Origin of the sequence: Bacillus basilensis, assembly GCF_050630465.1 — a bacterium.
Lineage (GTDB): Bacteria > Bacillota > Bacilli > Bacillales > Bacillaceae_G > Bacillus_A > Bacillus_A basilensis.
This window is the reverse complement of the sequence record NZ_JBNTQO010000029.1, coordinates 1-18,364: the sequence shown is the minus strand read 5'-3', so window position 1 is coordinate 18,364 and position 18,364 is coordinate 1. Positions and strand designations below refer to the sequence as shown.

General features: G+C 34.3%; 22 protein-coding genes, 1 pseudogene and 1 other annotated feature. Of the genes and pseudogenes, 6 read left to right on the top strand and 17 right to left on the bottom strand.

The genetic code is table 11. The features are described from left to right. Positions 1-17: 17 nt before the first annotated feature. The 13 genes from ACQVV1_RS28465 to ACQVV1_RS28405 form a co-directional block, all read right to left on the bottom strand. Positions 18-896: a class I SAM-dependent methyltransferase gene (locus ACQVV1_RS28465; RefSeq protein ID WP_242251757.1), complete on the bottom strand. Its 879-nt coding sequence runs from the start codon at positions 894-896 to the stop codon at positions 18-20. 149 nt (positions 897-1,045) lie between these two features. Continuing rightward, positions 1,046-1,264 carry a hypothetical protein gene (locus ACQVV1_RS28460; RefSeq protein WP_242251756.1) on the bottom strand — a complete coding sequence of 73 codons (219 nt, stop codon included), beginning with the start codon at positions 1,262-1,264 and terminating at the stop codon, positions 1,046-1,048. Between the two features lie 29 nt (positions 1,265-1,293). Continuing rightward, positions 1,294-1,623 carry a DUF2085 domain-containing protein gene (locus tag ACQVV1_RS28455; RefSeq protein WP_242251755.1) on the bottom strand — a complete coding sequence of 110 codons (330 nt, stop codon included), beginning with the start codon at positions 1,621-1,623 and terminating at the stop codon, positions 1,294-1,296. Positions 1,624-1,735: 112 nt separating this feature from the next. Continuing rightward, positions 1,736-3,424 (bottom strand): arginine--tRNA ligase, encoded by a 1,689-nt coding sequence (gene argS, locus ACQVV1_RS28450; protein WP_431169853.1) that lies wholly within the window; start codon positions 3,422-3,424, stop codon positions 1,736-1,738. A gap of 45 nt (positions 3,425-3,469) precedes the next feature. Beyond that, positions 3,470-3,684 (bottom strand) — a binding site (T-box leader). A gap of 40 nt (positions 3,685-3,724) precedes the next feature. Further along, positions 3,725-4,501, bottom strand: coding sequence for a class I SAM-dependent methyltransferase (locus ACQVV1_RS28445; RefSeq protein ID WP_242251751.1), 777 nt, complete (start codon positions 4,499-4,501; stop codon positions 3,725-3,727). A gap of 49 nt (positions 4,502-4,550) precedes the next feature. Then, positions 4,551-4,985 (bottom strand): BrxA/BrxB family bacilliredoxin, encoded by a 435-nt coding sequence (locus ACQVV1_RS28440; protein ID WP_000063705.1) that lies wholly within the window; start codon positions 4,983-4,985, stop codon positions 4,551-4,553. Between the two features lie 83 nt (positions 4,986-5,068). Continuing rightward, on the bottom strand, positions 5,069-5,452 hold the full coding sequence (locus ACQVV1_RS28435; protein ID WP_063223264.1) for a thiol-disulfide oxidoreductase DCC family protein: 384 nt from the start codon (positions 5,450-5,452) through the stop codon (positions 5,069-5,071). A 3-nt stretch (positions 5,453-5,455) separates the two neighbouring features. Continuing rightward, positions 5,456-6,583: a conserved virulence factor C family protein gene (locus tag ACQVV1_RS28430; RefSeq protein WP_242251749.1), complete on the bottom strand. Its 1,128-nt coding sequence runs from the start codon at positions 6,581-6,583 to the stop codon at positions 5,456-5,458. Positions 6,584-6,747: 164 nt separating this feature from the next. Further along, positions 6,748-7,086 carry a single-stranded DNA-binding protein gene (locus ACQVV1_RS28425; RefSeq protein WP_098264272.1) on the bottom strand — a complete coding sequence of 113 codons (339 nt, stop codon included), beginning with the start codon at positions 7,084-7,086 and terminating at the stop codon, positions 6,748-6,750. 158 nt (positions 7,087-7,244) lie between these two features. Then, a complete protein-coding gene (locus tag ACQVV1_RS28420; RefSeq protein WP_242251748.1) occupies positions 7,245-7,499 on the bottom strand; it encodes a DUF4318 domain-containing protein in 255 nt (84 codons plus the stop codon). A 106-nt stretch (positions 7,500-7,605) separates the two neighbouring features. Beyond that, entirely contained in the window at positions 7,606-8,337 is a 732-nt protein-coding gene (locus tag ACQVV1_RS28415; RefSeq protein ID WP_242251746.1) for a Bax inhibitor-1/YccA family protein, read from the bottom strand. Positions 8,338-8,412: 75 nt separating this feature from the next. Beyond that, the gene (locus ACQVV1_RS28410) at positions 8,413-10,308 is read right to left on the bottom strand and encodes an ABC-F family ATP-binding cassette domain-containing protein (RefSeq protein ID WP_242251745.1); all 1,896 of its coding nucleotides are present in this window, start codon (positions 10,306-10,308) and stop codon (positions 8,413-8,415) included. Further along, entirely contained in the window at positions 10,305-10,952 is a 648-nt protein-coding gene (locus tag ACQVV1_RS28405; protein WP_242251743.1) for an HD domain-containing protein, read from the bottom strand. The genes ACQVV1_RS28410 and ACQVV1_RS28405 overlap by 4 nt, the downstream gene beginning before the upstream one ends. Before the next feature lie 109 nt (positions 10,953-11,061). Here ACQVV1_RS28405 and ACQVV1_RS28400 point away from each other — a divergent pair, with 109 nt between their 5' ends. The 3 genes from ACQVV1_RS28400 to ACQVV1_RS28390 all read left to right on the top strand — a co-directional run bounded on the left by ACQVV1_RS28400 (position 11,062) and on the right by ACQVV1_RS28390 (position 13,033). Then, positions 11,062-11,862: a hypothetical protein gene (locus ACQVV1_RS28400; RefSeq protein WP_242251741.1), complete on the top strand. Its 801-nt coding sequence runs from the start codon at positions 11,062-11,064 to the stop codon at positions 11,860-11,862. Between the two features lie 255 nt (positions 11,863-12,117). Then, on the top strand, positions 12,118-12,375 hold the full coding sequence (locus tag ACQVV1_RS28395; RefSeq protein WP_063222818.1) for a hypothetical protein: 258 nt from the start codon (positions 12,118-12,120) through the stop codon (positions 12,373-12,375). Positions 12,376-12,532: 157 nt separating this feature from the next. After that, positions 12,533-13,033, top strand: coding sequence for a YxiF family protein (locus tag ACQVV1_RS28390; protein WP_242251739.1), 501 nt, complete (start codon positions 12,533-12,535; stop codon positions 13,031-13,033). A 96-nt stretch (positions 13,034-13,129) separates the two neighbouring features. Here the strand turns inward: ACQVV1_RS28390 and spoVS are convergent, their stop codons facing one another. Next, the gene (gene spoVS, locus ACQVV1_RS28385) at positions 13,130-13,405 is read right to left on the bottom strand and encodes a stage V sporulation protein SpoVS (RefSeq protein WP_016088106.1); all 276 of its coding nucleotides are present in this window, start codon (positions 13,403-13,405) and stop codon (positions 13,130-13,132) included. Positions 13,406-13,640: 235 nt separating this feature from the next. Here spoVS and ACQVV1_RS28380 point away from each other — a divergent pair. After that, positions 13,641-13,724 (top strand): annotated as a pseudogene (locus ACQVV1_RS28380) (preprotein translocase); the annotation flags it as partial. A 169-nt stretch (positions 13,725-13,893) separates the two neighbouring features. On the opposite strand, the gene ACQVV1_RS28375 reads toward ACQVV1_RS28380, so the two are convergent. Continuing rightward, positions 13,894-15,495 carry a lipase family alpha/beta hydrolase gene (locus ACQVV1_RS28375; RefSeq protein WP_242251737.1) on the bottom strand — a complete coding sequence of 534 codons (1,602 nt, stop codon included), beginning with the start codon at positions 15,493-15,495 and terminating at the stop codon, positions 13,894-13,896. 549 nt (positions 15,496-16,044) lie between these two features. Between ACQVV1_RS28375 and ACQVV1_RS28370 the strand changes: the two genes are divergently transcribed. Beyond that, entirely contained in the window at positions 16,045-16,884 is an 840-nt protein-coding gene (locus ACQVV1_RS28370; protein ID WP_242251735.1) for an arylamine N-acetyltransferase family protein, read from the top strand. A gap of 94 nt (positions 16,885-16,978) precedes the next feature. On the opposite strand, the gene ACQVV1_RS28365 is transcribed toward ACQVV1_RS28370, so the two are convergent. Together ACQVV1_RS28365 and exsG are read right to left on the bottom strand one after the other, a co-directional pair. Beyond that, positions 16,979-17,188, bottom strand: a complete 210-nt coding sequence (locus ACQVV1_RS28365; protein ID WP_000830253.1) for a hypothetical protein — start codon at positions 17,186-17,188, stop codon at positions 16,979-16,981. 182 nt (positions 17,189-17,370) lie between these two features. Continuing rightward, positions 17,371-17,523: an exosporium protein ExsG gene (exsG, locus tag ACQVV1_RS28360; RefSeq protein WP_000395678.1), complete on the bottom strand. Its 153-nt coding sequence runs from the start codon at positions 17,521-17,523 to the stop codon at positions 17,371-17,373. Between the two features lie 206 nt (positions 17,524-17,729). On the opposite strand from exsG, the gene ACQVV1_RS28355 reads away from it, so the two are divergent. Further along, a partial coding sequence (locus ACQVV1_RS28355) for an excalibur calcium-binding domain-containing protein (RefSeq protein WP_431169850.1) occupies positions 17,730-18,364 on the top strand: 635 nt, incomplete at its 3' end.

Here is an 18,364-nt window from a genome sequence, read left to right as displayed (position 1 = left end):
CATCGTATTACTACCCTTTAACATACTATTTCACCAAATGTAATTTTCATATTCGGAGCGTATACTAAAGAGGAATGTAAATGATATGCTTTAAAAAATCGTAGTTCAGCTTCATATTGAGCTAGCGCATCATCATATGTTAATTCCCTGGCCATTAAACGTTCTATAAATTGCTGTTTATCTCCTGGATTGCCCGCTATTCCCTCTTCTTTTAAAGAATGATACAAATCGTTTTTATCTTTGTAATGTATATTAGCGTCTAAAAAATTCACTTTATCACTCACTCGACACTCAATATTTTTCACACCTAATTCACTTAAATACATCGGTATTTTCATGCCGATATTGCCATCTTTACCGTTTCTCTTCGTATCACATTCAAATAATTTTTGCAAAATACCTAGCTGAATAATTTCCGATTGCTCCTCCCCATCTAACACGTATGAAGACATATTTGAAATCCAATGTGGTTCAAAACAGATTATTTTTCCGCCCTTTTTAACTGAATGCATCATTTTTTGTAGCATCGTTTTTGGTGAACTCATATGTAACAAGAAAGCATGACAAATTGCCATATCGTATGTATTGTTCAATTCAATTTCTGTAGCATCTCCCTCAATAAATTCTGATTCATATGGGAGTAAACGAAACAACTCTCTCGCTTCCGCTATTAATGTTTTTCCACTATCAATGCCTGTATACTTGGATCCTTTTGGAAGTAATGGCATTAATATTAAGCCTAAATAACCATATCCACAACCGTAATCAACGATATGTACTGGCTTAGTGATCTTCCAAACTGTATTTACTAAAAAGCTTACATAATCGTCATTGTAATATAAGTCTCTTGTGTTTTTTAAATATGTTAGTTTACTGTTCCAATCGTACGTTTCCAAGTTGAACGCCTCCTTTTATATACAAAACTACAGTTCTCTATATAATAGCCGTATTCCTACGTCATTCCTAAAATTTCAAAGCAAAAAAGCTAGTGTATTTTAAAGATACGCTAGCTTTTAATTCGGAAGAAAGGTAGATAACTAGAAGTTTAATTCGAACAATCACAATCTAAACAATCCGTACAGTCTACATCACCACAATCTGATTTTCTCTTTCTTTTGTTTCTTTTAAGATAATAATACAGCAGCCAAATCAGTAGTGCGCAAATAACAAAAGCTATTATTGCTTCTGTATACTTGTTTTGAATTATAAAACCGATTCCACTTCCGCCTGAAATAAAAATTAGAATTAAGTAAACCCAGAACATTTATGTAAATACCTCCGTTACTATATACCTTAAGATAATATCCATATAACACTAGACGAAATGGATAACCCCATACCATTACCGCTTAATACACCGGTAGTTACTCTTAGCAAATTTGTGCTGCTTCTCCGTTTCCACTTTTGGGTGAAACCATCAATGAGTAACGGAATTTGAGCAGAAAATGATAGTATGATTGCCAAAAGAAATGAAGGGGTTATATAAAAATAAATTGGAAACATTAAAATACCGATAAGCATGCCTGTACAACGCGCACATAAAGGTATGTACTTTTGTAGTTTAAGGAAACTTCTTTCCGCTCTTCTATGACAAGGAATTTGCAAAATTAAAGTTCGGATCAATATGAATCACCCTCTCTAAAAAGATTTTAATTGATTTTGCAAAAGAATTATATATCTAATAAAAAAACAAACCAGGTTCATACTAAAACCGGTTTGTCAGTTTACTACTATGCTACATCTCCTCAGGAGCATCCACCCCAAGTAAACGTAATCCTTCTTTTAATACAACCGTCACAGCATACACTAATGCCAGTCTGCTATCTTTCTCTTCGCTCTCTTCCAATATACGCACATTTCCATAATATTTATTAAACGATTGTGCTACATCTAATACGTATTTCGAAATGATTGATGGCCCATTTTTGGTGAAGGCTGCTTCAATTATTTGCGGGAATTTGTTTAGTAATTTTACGACACTCCAACTATGATCATCTTTTAATACAAACGTACACGTTTCAAATTCTACACTTTCTTTTCTTAAAATAGAGCAAGCACGTGCATGTGTGTACTGGACATATGGGCCTGTTTCACCTTCAAATTTCAGCATGTTTTCTAATAAAAATTCGATATTGTGCATACGTTCGTTTTTTAAATCGTGGAAGATGACTGCACCAACACCGACTTGCTTTGCTACTTCTTCTTTTTGCTTTAAGTTTGGATTTTTCTCTTCAATATTTTGTTTTGCAAGTTCGATTGCTTCCTCAAGTACCTCTTCAAGTAAAATAACTCTCCCTTTACGTGTCGACATTTTCTTACCATCTTTTAAAATGAACCCAAACGGTACATGTTCCATTCCATCAACCCAAGTATATCCAAGCTTTTTTAATACAGTGAAAAATTGATTGAAATGTAAACTTTGTTCCGGGCCAACTACATATAATGCTTTATCAAATGCGTATGTGTTTTGACGATATAACGCTGCTGTTAAGTCACGCGTTGCGTAAATAGTCGCACCATCTGATTTTCTAATTAAGCAAGGCGGCATTCCCTCTTCTTCTAAATTAACAACTAATGCACCTTCTGACTCTTCAAGCAAATCATGTTCCTCTAAAATCCCAATAAAGTCTTCCATTAAATTATTATAAAAAGCTTCTCCTTGATAATTAGTAAATTCAACACCGAGAAGTTCATAAATACGAGAAAATTCTTTTAAGGATTCGTGACGGAACCAATTCCAAAGCTCAACTGCTTCTTCATCACCTTCTTCTAATTTCTTAAACCAAGCGCGTCCATCTTCTTCTAGTTCTTCGTCGTCTTTTACCTCTTCATGGAATTGAACATATAACTTAAATAGTTCACGTATTGGATCCTCTTTAACTACTGCTTCATTTCCCCATTTTTTATAGGCGGTAATTAACTTTCCAAACTGTGTTCCCCAATCCCCAATATAATTAATTCCTACAACTTCATAGCCACATTTTTCAGCGATATGTTTCAGGGAATTTCCAATCATTGTAGAACGTAAATGCCCCATCGAAAAAGGCTTCGCGATATTTGGAGAGGAATAATCGATAACGACCGTTTTTTCACAGCCAATGTGATTTTGGCCGTACTCTTCTTTCTCCGCTAAAACCGTTTTTAATACTGCATCACTTACAGTTTCACGATTAAAAAATACATTTACGTAAGGACCAACAGCCTCTGTTTTCGTAAAGAACGGGTCACTTAATTTCTCCGTAACTTCCTTTGCGATTAAAGCTGGTGATTTTTTATATTGCTTCGCAAGTGAAAAACATGGGAACGCTGCATCTCCAAAATCATCTTGTTTCGGTGTTTCAATTAATTCTAAAATTTGGTTTTGCGTTAATTCATCCTTTAAAATACTGGATAAACTTTTCGCAAAATGCGTGTTATAATCCATGAAATAACCTCCTTATTTTTTAAAACACAAAAAACTCGTCTCTAAAAAAGAGACGAGTTTTAACCCGTGGTACCACCCTTGTTGTTCATTACAAACCACTTTCCCGTTTATAACGAGGACAGGGGGCCTCGGCTTACTCTACTATTCGTTCAAGAAGCATCTCCGAAGTGCGCTTCATCTTTTTCTTCCGCACTAGGCTCACACCATCCCTAGCTCGCTTTCCGTCTAAAAAAGACTACTCTCTTCATCACAGACAGTATATTTAATTAATTATTGCTTATTATACATCTTTTCAAACAATTAGCAAAGGTCAATTACACCAAAGTGAAACTTAGCACTTTTTCTTTTGTATACGTGAAAATTATGTTTTTCAAATCTAGAACTACGGAAATGATCTTTCAGAACGACACGCTTTCTCGCCACACGCTTCGCTTCCGCAATTGTTTCGTCAGTAATATCATGATACAAAGCGAAGTGTTTTAACCCTTTTATTCCATCTGATTCTATGACAGTTTCTTCAAACATTGGATCCAGATAAACAACATCATAACTATTATCCTCACATTGTTTTAAAAACTCAAAATGCCCCGTTTGCTTTACATTAATTCGTTGCATTGCTTCATCAATTTCAGAAACGGATGAAGACCATGTTTGCAAACCATTTCCCATGATGTAAGCCATATATTCATTGCCTTCAAGTCCTGTTACTTTTCCGCTTTCACCAACAATATAACTAGCTACAATACTATCTGATGCCATACCGAGCGTACAATCTAACACTGTCATTCCGCTCTCTAATTTAGCAGCTTGTACAAATGGATCGTGTTCTCCGCGCATTAACCTTTTCACACGAAACATCGCTGAGTTTGGATGAAAGAAAAACGACTCTTCCGTACCTTTTGGATAAATAGCTAATCGGTTTTTGCCCACAACAAGTATATCTTGTTCATACTGCTCATGCAGTGTATGTACTGGTATGTCATTACGTTTAACGAAAGAACTATTTAATTCTGCTGCTACCTTATTTGCATAATCTGTCATTTCTTTGTTTGTTCTTCCTGCTGTTGTTACTATCATTGTTTCACCTCTATATAAAGAAAAGAGGGAGATTTACTCTCCCCCTTCTTTAGCAATTCTTTTCGAAAGCTTGTTCTAAGTTCGTAATAATTTCGTCCATAGTTGCACCTTCAATTTCATGACGGTGAATGAAGTGAACAACTTCTTTTCCTTTTAATAATGCCATTGATGGTGAAGATGGAGGAATTTCTCCGAAGTATTCACGCATTTTTGCAGTAGCATCTTTATCTTGACCTGCGAATACAGTTACAAGATGATCAGGTTGTTTTTCAGCACGAACAACTGCTTGACCTGCTGATGGACGTGCTAAACCAGCTGCACAACCACAAACAGAGTTTACAACTACTAAAGTTGTGCCTGCCGTGTTTTCCATAAATTCTGTTACAGCTTCTTCTGTAGTTAACTCTTCAAATCCAGAACGTACTAATTCTTGGCGCATTGGAATTACCATTTGGCGCATGTATTCTTCATAAGCATTTGACATCTTGTAATCTCTCCTTCAACTTTCATTCCAAGTTCATCATATCACGCTCTATTAATAGGTGCAAAAGAAACATAACGATGATTTCATTTTTTTGAAGGGATTTCACAAACCCCTTCACGGCAATGTCCAACTGGGACAAGTTTTCTATTGTTAGCGATATAATCGTATACTTTACTTCCAAATCCAAGTACGATAGATAGCTTTATAAAAGGCACTGCAAACCAATAAGATGGAACAGCCTTTGCTAATACATGTATGCTATGAATTCCGTCATACCACTTACTATTTTTTAAAATATACAACCTTTGTTCCATCTTACTTTGTAGTTCTTGAGAAATTTCATACCTCTCAACTATATCTTCATCTCGAAATGAAACAAATTTCATCTTACCCTTTTTATCTAGTTTTTTCGTACGATCTGCAACCGCCGTACACATCGGACACCAACTATCATAGAAAACAATCATACATTATTCCCCTTTACGAGACTCCGTCATTTGTTTCCATACAGAACCTTTTGCTTCTTCTCCGCCCTCAATACGCTCTAATGCTAGACGCGCTTGCATTGCTACTTCAAACTCTGGATCATCTTGCGCTGCTTTTAATGCTGGAATCGCACTTTCATCTCCAAGTTCAAATAAGAACATCGCTGCACGCCAGCGTACTAATTTACTTGGATCTTTCAGAGATTTAATCATAACGAACATCGCTGCTGGGTCACCTACGTCTGATAAGCAATCGCCCGCTGTACGGCGTACACTTACTGAACGATCTAATAGTGCTTTATATAATAACGGTAATACTTCATCACCTTTTACCATACCTAAATATGCTGTTGCTAAACGACGGATTGAAACTTTTTCATCATCTAACGCCATCTTCAACACTGGAATATCGTCTTCTGTAGGATCCATTTGTTCTAATGCTGCAAAACGGTTTTTCCAGTCAGCATCTTTCATCATCTCTTCTGTTACTTTATATGGCTCACGCCTTTGAATCGTTACTTCAACAGCCCCTGCCTGATTTAATAATTCTGTAACCGTTTCATTTACACGTTCTTCTGAATAAGCAGCAACAATTTCTTCTACTACTTCTTTCCCGATTTCTTCAAAATTACCGTAACGTGTACTTTGTTCCACCCATTTACGTTCTTTTACAACGTTTGGTGCAGACATTTGAACTTTCATAATTGATTCTTTAAAACGATCTGGTAAACCAACACGTTCTTCCGTCGTTCCATCTGTTAACTTTACTTGCATGGGAATTGTAAAGAACATTTGAACAAACACTTTCACTTCTCCAAAATGAGCAAGTTGTTGTTCTTCACTTTCTTCTACTACTTCTTCGCCGAAAACAGCACGAACTTGTTGTAATAAAACTTTCCAGTCATACTTTGCATTTCGCTCCACCGCTAAAAAGTCGGCTACATGATATACACCTTTAATGCCTTCAATTTTCAAAATTTCTTGCACTTGCATTGGCGCTTGTTCTTTATTTTCATTTGTATAATTATTACGCGCTCCCGATGGTAATACTTCATTCAAAATAACTTTCATTGTATTTGGACTTGGCGTCGGTTCAATTGCTTTAATCTTCACGTAAAAAACTCTCCTTTATTGCGTGTTCTTAGGTGTATTGTAACATGTTCCACCTCTCTAAACCTACTCGGATGCTTTATCTTGCTGATTTCTTTCCATCATCATACTTTTTCATTCTTTCTCTTTCCACCTAATTCCCCCAAACCATTGTTTAAAGTCCTCTCTTATTGCGATGCGCCCTCCCGTCTTCTCTCCAAAAAGGTAATACTCTCAATCATAACTTCCGTTCTATATATTCTCTTTCCTTGTTCATCGTCGTAATTACTCGTATGAATACGCCCTGTAATCCCAACAAGAGACCCCTTCGTACAATATTCAGTTACATTCTCAGCCGATTTTCGCCAAACGACACAATTAATAAAATCTACTTGTTGCTCACCTAAACTATTTCGAAAACCTCTATTCACCGCAACACATACTCGTGCATAAGCGACGCCTTGCTTTGTGTAGTATAATTCTGGCTCCTTTGTCAATCTACCGATTAATACAACTCGATTCATCATAAGTTATACCACCTCACATATTTTTCTTCATTGTAAAGAAAAATGTGTGGAGGGTAAAAAGTGTAAAATAATATATTTTATAGTAAAAAAATTATTTCATATCTTATAAAAACAAAAAAGAAACCTAACATATTATAAACATGTAAGGTTTCAAAAAATTATACTTCACTGCAGGATATGTAATATCCTCCGCGAGCCATCTTTATTTCAACACGGTACAATACACTTCCTAAATAAAAAGTAATCGATTTTACTTTACTCTCAAATTTAAGTTGTTCATTACATTCAGCTGCATACCCTACGATAGCTGAAGTAATAACTTCCGATGATGGATACGTTAAAGCTTCATCTAGTTCTATGAAAAAACTTTTAGAAAATAGTTTTTTCATAATCCCTTTTTTCTCTTTCATCATATTCCATCCCCTTCAATTTAAAGTTATTAACATCCATATTATACCACATCATCAATTTATCTTTGAAAATAAAAAAATCCTGCATTTTTCATGCAGGATTTTTTTATTAGTCATTTTTCGTAAAGTATGAAACGAAACGAAGAATTTCTAAGTATAACCAAACTAATGTAAGCATTAGTCCCATCGCAGTGTACCACTCCATATATTTCGGAGCTTGACTACGTACACCATTTTCGATTAAATCGAAATCTAGTAATAAGTTTAATGCAGCAACTACGATAACAACTGCACTAATAATAATACCGATTGTACCGCCTTGGTGAATGTACGGAACAGTCACACCAAACATGTTTAGTAGAAATACGACTAAATACATAACCATAATTCCAAGTGTTGCTGCCATCACGCCTGTACGGAATTTATCCGTTACCTTTACTACGCGTGTTGCATATAACACTAACATTGCAAATAGAATTGAGATTGTTAGTAATACAGCATTTAAAACGATAGAATCGCCAAATTTCATTGTATAAACTGCTGAAATACTACCTAATACAACCCCTTCTACTGCTGCATAGATCGGTGCACCAAAAGGTGAAATACGCGGGAAGAACATAGATGCAAATGCGATGATTGCTGCAACTACTAATGCACCAATTAACACCGGCATTTTCATCGTGCCCTGCACCATCTGTATGTATGAATAGACAGACGTTGCAAGTAGCAAGATAAGCATAATGAACGTTTTGCCTACTGTTCCGCCAATCGTCATCGCAGAAGCGCTTGCTCCCTCTTTACGAAATGCCTCTTTTTTCAACATTGGATTAGATGTTCTCATTTTTTCCCTCCTAAAATAGGTTCTACCAATAGTGTAAAGTTTTTCTCTTTACTTTTCAATATATGCAGCTTGTTTTTATTTTAATCCTTCAACAATATCCGATAGTTCACTCCATCTTTCCATCGTCTTTTCTAGCTCTTCTTCTGTTTTTTGCTGCGTTTCAGACAATTCTTGAGCTTTCGTAAAATCAGAACCAACATTCGCTAGCTCTTCTCCAATAGATTCCAGTTTTTCTTCAAGTCCTGCAATTGTATCTTCAATTGTATCCCATTCGCGTTGCTCGTTATATGAAAGTTTACGCTTACGTTGTTGTTTCGGTGCTTCTTCTACTACTTTTCTCTCTTTTTGCACTTCCGCTTTCTCAATGAGCTCTCTCGTTTTTTCCATTTCTAAGTAATCAGTATAGCTACCTAAAAATTCACGTACTTCGCCTCCGCCAGCAAAGATGAACAATTCATCAACTACTTTATCTAAGAAGTAACGATCATGCGATACAGTTAAAACGACACCTGGGAAATCTTCTAAATAATCTTCTAACACTGTTAATGTTTGTGTATCTAAATCATTCGTAGGCTCATCCAGTAATAGTACGTTCGGTTCTCCCATTAATATACGTAATAAGTATAAACGTCTTCTCTCGCCACCAGATAGTTTACCAAGCGGTGTACCATGTGAATGTGGCGGGAATAAGAAACGTTCTAACATCTGAGACGCACCAATTACTTTTCCATCTGTCGTATGAATAACTTCCGCAATTTCTTTAATGTATTCAATCATACGTTGATTTAAATTCATCTCTTCATTTTCTTGCGTATAATAAGCAACTTTTACAGTTTGCCCAACTTCAATTTCACCACTATCAGGAGATAACTTACCTGCAAGCATATTTAATAGCGAAGATTTCCCGCTTCCATTCGCTCCAATAACTCCGATACGATCGCCTGGTTTCACAATATGATTAAAATTGTTCAATACCGTTTTATCACCGAATTTTTTTGTTACATCTTTTAACTCAAGTACTTTTTTCCCAAGGCGGCTACCGCTAAGTGCAATATCAACAGACTGTTTTGCAGCTGGTCCTTCTTGACCTTTTATCTCTTCAAAACGTTGAATACGTGCTTTTTGCTTTGTCGAACGAGCTTTTGCCCCACGGCGAATCCACGCTAGTTCACGGCGATATAAGTTTTGACGCTTTGATTCTTGCGCAAGTTCTTGCTCTTCACGAAGTGCTTTCGCTTCTAAAAACGTACTGTAATTCCCTTCATAACTAAACAGTTTTCCATTATCTAATTCGAAAATACGATTCGTCACACGATCTAAGAAATAACGATCATGGGTTACAAGTAATACCGCACCTGTATATCGCGCTAAATATTCCTCTAACCACTCAACTGTCTCATGGTCAAGATGGTTCGTAGGCTCATCTAAAATTAATAGGTCCGGTGTTTCAATAAAACACTGCGCCATCGCAATACGTTTTTTCTGCCCACCAGATAAATTTCCAACAGTTGCTGTGAAATCCGTAATTCCTAGTTTCGTTAATAATGATTTGGCATTCGCATTTGCTTCCCACGCACTCATCGCATCCATACGTTGTTGCACTGCAAATAATTGTTCCTGTACTTTTTCATTACTTGGATCTTTTTCGATATGTAATAGCGCCTTTTCATAATCACGAAGAAGACGAATTAAAGGTGTATCACCATGGAAGACTTGTTCTAATACTGTTAATTTCTCATCAAACTCAGGTTGCTGTGATAAATAACTAATTGTATACCCACGTGAATGAGTCATATCACCTGTGTCAGGAATTTCTGCCCCTGCAATAATTTTTAATAACGTTGATTTACCAGTACCATTTACACCGATAATTCCGGCACGTTGTCCTTCTGCAATACTAAATGATAATCCATCAAATAACGGTTTTTCTCCATATGATTTTGATAAGTTTTCCACAGTTAACATTTTCATATTTGTGCATTCCACTCTTTCATAAATTGTTCAATAAACTGTTCCATATAACGATGACGAACTTCAGCCTCTTGTTTTGCTGCGTTCGTATTCATTAGGTCTTTTAGTTTTAAAAGTTTTTCATAAAAATGATTTAGAGATGGGTCATTATTTTTTCTATATTCATCTTTCGTCATCACTTCACGCGGAGGAATAGTTGGATCATACATTAATCGCCCTTTCGCTCCACCATATGCAAATGTGCGAGCTATTCCAATTGCACCAAGAGCGTCTAAGCGATCTGCATCTTGAACAATCTTCCCTTCAAGTGACTCAACTTTACCGCCATGACCACCTTTATAAGACATATTGGCGATGATATGAAGAACATGTTTACTTTCCTCTTCTTCAACATGTAACTCTTCTAACCAATCAGAAACCTTTTTCATTCCTGCTTCTTCGCTTTCATTTAACTTCTCATCTGCCACATCGTGAAGTAATGCTGCCAATTCAATTATAAAACGATTTCCTCCTTCTTGCTCGGATAAAGAAATCGCCAGTTTATGTACGCGCTCAATATGATACCAATCATGCCCACTCGCATCTTTTTCTAAAATATGTTTTACAAAAGTAATTGTTTTTTGAACCTTTTCTTGTTTTGTCATTTTATCTTCACCCAGTTACTTATTGTAACACGCCCGCATTTTTTCATCACATATTTTCTTGTCCGCCCATACACTGGGTGGTAGGCATCATCATGAAGGAGGAATAAATATGTTCTATAATAATCAACCGCCTTACCCACAACAACCATTTTATCCTCAGCAACAAGAACAAAGATATACAGAACAATATGAAGAACAAGAGTTACAACAGCAAGAGCAACAATATGAACAAAATCCATATGCAACGCCGCAAAATCAAGAAACTAATTATCAACAAAACTCATACGACACACGTCCAAATTATGAATATCCACAAAATCCATATACAGCACCACAAAATCAAGAAAAACAATTTCAGCAAAATCCATTTGTAACACCGCAAAATCAAGAAACTGAATATCAACAAAATCCATATGATACACGTCCGAATTATGAGTACCCTCAAAATCCATATACAGCACCACAAAATCAAGAAAAACAATTTCAACAAAACCCATACCCAACTCAGTCTCAACAACCGCAATACCAACAACAAATGTATCAACCAAACTACAACGCACGTGTCTCACCACCTAAACCACCAACAATTGATCCGACTCAACCACAAATTTTACCGCCTGGACCTACATTCGATATTACACAGCCTCAAATCTTACCACCTGGACCAATTACAGAACCAACACAACAACAAATTCAACAAGTTGTCGGTACACAGTTTTTACCTTTAAAGAAACCTGTGCTAGATTTCGTAAAACCTTGGGTAGATTACGGTTTGAATGAAGCGAAACATACATCACACAAACATGCTTTAACAGAGGTTGCTGCAATTATGTTTTTAGTTGGTAAAGGATTTAATCCGACGATTGCGCATTATATTGTTGAATCTTGGGAGAAGAATGAGCAGTTTTAGGGTTGTTTATTTTTTATTAAATAAAACTATAAAAGCGTCAAAAATGCCTGTTATACAAGCATTTGCGACGCTTTTTATTTGTTATATGTTTTAAAACAGTAGTTTCATATTAATTGAGTGGAAAATATGAGCAAATAATCGCCTTTTAATTTAACTGTATTTGATAAATTTTCATTTTATAAACCATTCATTATTTCTCTGTTTATTTTTTCCTATTATCTTATAATTTAAATTAGGAAAGGGAGGAAAATATATATGTCTAAAAATGAAACTGTACTATTAAATCAAATTGAGATAGTAATTGAAATTTTAAAAAATATACAAAAAGAAGATCCCTTCTATAAAGATTTATTAAAACGATTAAACCGTTTAGCCACTTATCAGCAAAGTAAATCTCGTGGAATTAAAGGTGCAGTGAGAGCCTATACTGAAACTGGTCTCGTAAAAAGATTTGACGATTCTCTACTTATTGAATTAGATAAATTAGAGACTATGCTAAATGAAAATAAATAATATTAAACCGACTTTGAAAAATGACTCAGATATGTAGAAGAACAAACTGATAGAATCTTAAAGGAAACTTGCATGTATCCCCTTTTTAGAAAAACAAGTAAAACTTTAGTCAGTGGGGTTTTATTCACCCACGACGCGAGTAAAGGTGTGAAAAATTTTGAGTAATATGAATAAAAGCCGAATTGAAATTCTAAAAATGAAAGCAAAAAGAAATGGTAGTAGAAAAGAACTGATAGACGAACTTTCTAATATTGTTACAGTTTCTATGGACTCATTTATGGATCCAGAATCTAATGATTTATTTTGTAAAGACTTATTTAATACGCTAGCACAAACTTCAAACATAAAAAATTTTGGTAGCACTAATTATGAAGAAAACGGAAGACTATCAATAGCATTGTTAAAAGAAATAGCTAAAACTATTAAATTTCCAGTTAATGAAGGGAGACTCTTTTTCTCTAAGGGTGGTAAATTTGAAGCAGTTAAACTGAACATTACTGAAGTATTTGAGAATTTAGAAGCGTTATCAACCATATCAAGATTTCTAACTGGATATGCAGATTTTGTATTAGTTGGGGACGATTTAGAATTCGGGATTGTTATTGAGCGCACTGAATACCACTACGAATTCAGTATGTGGGGCGTATCCACAATATGAAATACGAAAATACAAAAGACCACTTCAAAAATGAGAGTGGTCTTTTTATTACTTTATCTATCAACCTTTTCAAATTATTCATATCAAAACTTTCTTTTAAGATCTTCTCTTCCTAGGACCTATAATTAATTTAATCGCCGTTCTTTCTTGATCATTAATAGTAACTTCTTGAAATGCTGGAACAAAGGCCAAATCAATACCACTTGGAGCAACAAATCCTCTTGCGATTGCAATTGCTTTAATCGCTTGATTTAAAGAACCAGCCCCAATCGCTTGAATTTCCACATTACCACTTGTTCTTAGTACACCTGCTATTGCACCTGCAACTGAATTTGGTTTTGATTTTGAAGATACCTTTAATATATTTTCCATGTAAGTTGCTCCCTCTATTATTTAATTACTCTTTCGTTACCATACTAAATATTTCAACGTATCTTTTACTACTATTCACACCAAAAGCAAACAATACTATATATGTACATTCATTCGATACTTTTTGTCTTCTTCCTGCCCTGCTACGTAAATAAAGTCCGATGACTATAAACCCTAATATACAAACATTTAAAATACAGGAATTCACTTAAACGATTACATCATTGAAACTGAGGATACTGGTTTTAATCGTCAAAGTATTGTAACTTGTGATAATGGTATTAATTCAGTTGAATTAACAGTTATAAAACTAAGTTAATATTCATCTTCACATTCAGATGCTATTTCAGCATTTTTTTTATTGAATAATGTTCTTTTGATTTCTATCGTTTCCCTCATAAAACATACTTTTCTGTTAATCTAATAAACATGAAAAAAGTACCAAACTCTTCTACTACAAAAGTTCGGTACTTTTTTATCATTCTTTCTTACTTCTCTACATAAACCGACTTAACAATTGTACGATTATATGGTTGTCCTTCTTTATTCATCCCTTTTATATCCATCGTAACGTTATATACTCCTGGTTGCTTTATGTTCTTCAAAGCACCAGTAAATGTATTGTTATTCACATTTTGTAATTCATTAAATTCAGAGACTAGTTTTCCTTCTTTATTAACTACTCTTACTGTTATGGAAAGATCCCCTTTCATTTCAGGTGCCACAGGTGATTTTTTCAGTTTATACTCAGATTTATTCGCTTTAACTTTGGTAGGCATTTGAAGTACAAATGGTGCGTCGCTCTTGTAATCGCTTACAACTAAGTATGCATCTTTCGACTGCTTCGCCATCATTTTAACTTTCCATTCTCCTACATCCATTTTATCAAATTTAAATGTTCTAATTGTCGCACCACCAAAGAAAGATTCATCTTCACCAGTAGTTATAACGCTATCCTTATTTGTATACATTTTTCCTTTTGGAGATATCATTTGTACTTCTACATCCGAAGAAGCAGTTAATATAGAAACGATTCCTCCTGCCTTTTTATCAACCGTAACAGTTTGCTCTATCCACTGATTTTGTGGCAATTCCCCACCTAAAATGTTTTGATTGGAAGTTGTATTTAATTGTTCTATATTTTCATTTGTACTAGTGCTGGATGCTACTAAAGCTGGAACCGGTACATTTGCTGTACGTAAATATAGTTCAATTCGTGAGAAAACAGCTGATCCCTTCCGTATATTATCATGATCAAATCTGGAATCTGTAAATAAATGAGTTCCATACGGCAGCTTAGCACTCCACTCATTTACTAGTCCATCATTTGAACCGTATGATGACAAATATAATCCGCCCATTGATAACGCCGAAAATACAGGGCCCCAGCTAGTCCCAGTAACTGTATAATAACGGTTTAATTTAGCTGTTGGATTATTATCAATCGTTGAACGAAATTTTGCCATTTCACCCATTTGTAATGAATACGTACCATCATCTTTTTGACCTAATATAGAAGCAAGCCACCCTGCCCACCAACTGTATGATAAATCCGCTAAATTTGATCCATGATGTGGCGTCGCAAGCGTAATCACATTTCCGACAAATCGATTTGCACCATATCCTACTAATGCAGCTTGTGTATCGATACCGCCTTTACTATGTGCTACAATATTAATTTTTTTACCGAAATGGTTATATATTTCTTCTAATTTTTGTGCTAACAATTTTCCGTTATCCCACTGACTAGCTGATCCTTTCCCAGCAGCATCATATAATTGTATAAATACTGTTTGATAGCCTGCTTTCAAAGCATAGTCATACATATCATTCATATCGTGATACACTGTCTTTCCATACCAACTATCAGCATTCCCATTCCTTCCTTGCACAAAGAGAATTGGAGGTTTATTCTCATCATAATTAGCTGGTTTTTGACCTAAAAACCATTCTCCAGGTGTAAAGACTTCTTGATCTGGAAATCCTGTTTTAAGCTCGTTTACAACTTCTGCTCGCACATTTGTGCTAATCATTGGAACCATGATAAAAAATACAATTAGTAAGGCAACACATCTTCTCATCAATCGCATGTTACTCCCCCCACTTTTTTTGAAAGAAGGTGCTCTTTGTAATATTTTTTATCTTCTCTCTTAATACTAGATAATCTCTTTACTTAAACAAGATCTTTTCCCTATTCTCAAGAGATTACTAGTACCCCTTCTTCCTTTACACACGTTATTCTCTTTGATTCTATCTCTTCCTTTTGAGAGAACGCTACAAAAAAGTTTCTCAACAATTGTTAACTTTACTGAATCTAAATCTCCCTAAATTATTATTGTTTATATAAAACATACAAATCTTGAAAAAACTTTAGTAAAAAAACACTTTATTACCAGCTAATTATAAAAAAACTTAATGAAGATATGTACTTTTATTTAATTAAATACAAACTAAACGAATAGAAGCTTATATTGTAAGACTTTCCTATCATTAAATATTAAACTGAAATTTCCGAATAGAAAATAATATTTCCAGAAACATATATTGTGATAATTTTTATAGACTTGAATTAAATTTTTAGAAGTACTAACCTAGCGGTGAGCAGAAGAAAATTCTGTAAAAAGAAAGGAGAATGCTTTATGATGACCAATTTACAAAAGGAGTTTTTTAAACGACTAAAAATTCCTGCAAAAGAAATAACATTTAATGATTTAGATGAAATTCTCTTGAAAATGGGCTTGATTCTCCCCTATGAAAATCTCGATATTATGGCTGGTACTATTAAAAACATCTCAAAAAATAACTTAGTAGAAAAGTTACTTATTCAAAAACGAGGCGGTCTTTGTTATGAATTAAACTCCTTATTGTATTACTTTTTAATTGATTGTGGATTTCAAGTATATAAAGTAGCTGGTACTGTTTATGATCTTTACGATAATAAATGGAAACCCGATGATGGTCATGTCATTCTCATATTAAATCATAATCATAAAGATTATGTTATAGATGCAGGTTTTGCATCTCATCTACCTTTACATCCAGTCCCTTTTAATGGAGAAGTCATCTCTTCTCAAACGGGAGAATATCGAATTCGCAAACGAACTACCCGAAAAGGTACACACATTTTAGAAATGAGAAAAGGGGCTAACGGAGAATCTACAAATTTCTTGCAATCTGAACCTTCACATGAATGGAAAATAGGCTATGCTTTCACTTTAGATCCAATAGATGAGAAAAAAGTGAATAACATTCAAAAAGTAATTGTAGAGCATAAAGAATCTCCTTTTAATAAAGGGGCTATTACTTGTAAATTAACTGATTATGGTCACGTTTCATTAACAAATAAAAATTATACAGAAACCTTTAAAGGCACAAAAAATAAAAGTCCAATAGAATCAAAAGATTATGCTCGCATTCTTCGTGAATCTTTTGGAATAACGCAAGTGAAATATGTAGGAAAAATACTAGAAAGAGGCTAGTTGACTAGAAGTATTCCATAATAAAGCAGATTCCATATTTAGAATCTGCTTTATTTTATATTTTGTTATAAAGAAATTTGTTTTGCTCTTACCTTTAATTTTCAATGATATACTCATCATCATATTTATCGTATTGGAGCCCTGATCCTATTTTTGATTCCGTAACTTGATCTCTTAAAAACGGTGCAGCTTCCATTTTGCTAGTTGCAATTTCAATTCCATATTTTTTCGTTAAATGAGCCAACTCTATTAAAAACCACTCTCTTCGTAATGTAACTGGAATATCAAATGTTCTTCTTTTCATATATAATAGCACCTCTTTTATTTTCATAGCTTAAAAATATCAATAACTTCCAATGAAACATTATAGTATATGCATGTCCATTTTAAACGTGCTATTACAAAAAGAATACTTTAGTTTACATAAAATAATTATGTATTAGTAGAAAGAGGCTTGTCCTCCTCTTTCTACTCTAGAGATTTAAATTAAGAACATCTTGGTACACCTAAAGCTAAAAATAAACCAGCTACTCCTGCTGTAATCGGTACTTTCAACGTAATTACATCGTCTACTTTCGTTACTAAAAAGAACGCATTACCTTCTTGTAATATACAAGTTACCAATAATTGAAATTCCATTCAAATCTCCTCCTTTCAATCGACATACTATACTTTATGAATTCTCTTTAAAAACGTAATAGTAAATATATCTATTTTTCCTTATATAACAATAAATGTTTGTCAGTCTATTAAAATACTAATTTTCTAAATTTATATAAATCGTGTAATATCCAATAAGTTCCTATATAATCAATAGTGAAAATCTTACAAATGGAGGTATGAAAATGACGATTTTGAGTAATATTGGTGCAGCTTTATTTTTAATTGCTTTTATTCTTTTAATTCTATGTATCATTTCATTCTTTAAGAAAAATGGAAAAGCAAAACAGTATGGTCGTCCTGCCGTTATTCTTTTTATGATTTCAATTGTATTAATAATAACTAGTGCTGAGTCCTCTAATAACCCAATTGTTGAATTCTTTTCTATTTTAAGTTTTGTTTTATTTGTTTTCTTCCTTGTTCTGGCAATTTTATCTGTAATTAAAAAGACAGGTGTAGCAAAAAAACAATTTATTATCACTGCTATTTTATTTGTCATTTTTGTTGCATTATTAAGTATTTCAGCTCCTTCTTCTGAAAAGACGGCAGCAACTAGTAAACAAGTTGCTTCTAACACTACAGAACACAAAGATAGCGACAAAAAAGAACTAGAAAAAAAAGAAGCGGACGAAAAAACTCAAAAGCAAGAAAAGGAGAAGCTTCAAGCCGAGGAACAAGCTCATAAACAAGAGGATGAAAAACGTCTGGCTGATGAGCAAGCTCGTAAACAACAAGAGGAACAGAAACGTCTGGCTGATGAACAAGCTCGCAAACAACAAGAAGAGCAAAAACGTCTGGCTGATGAACAAGCTCGCAAACA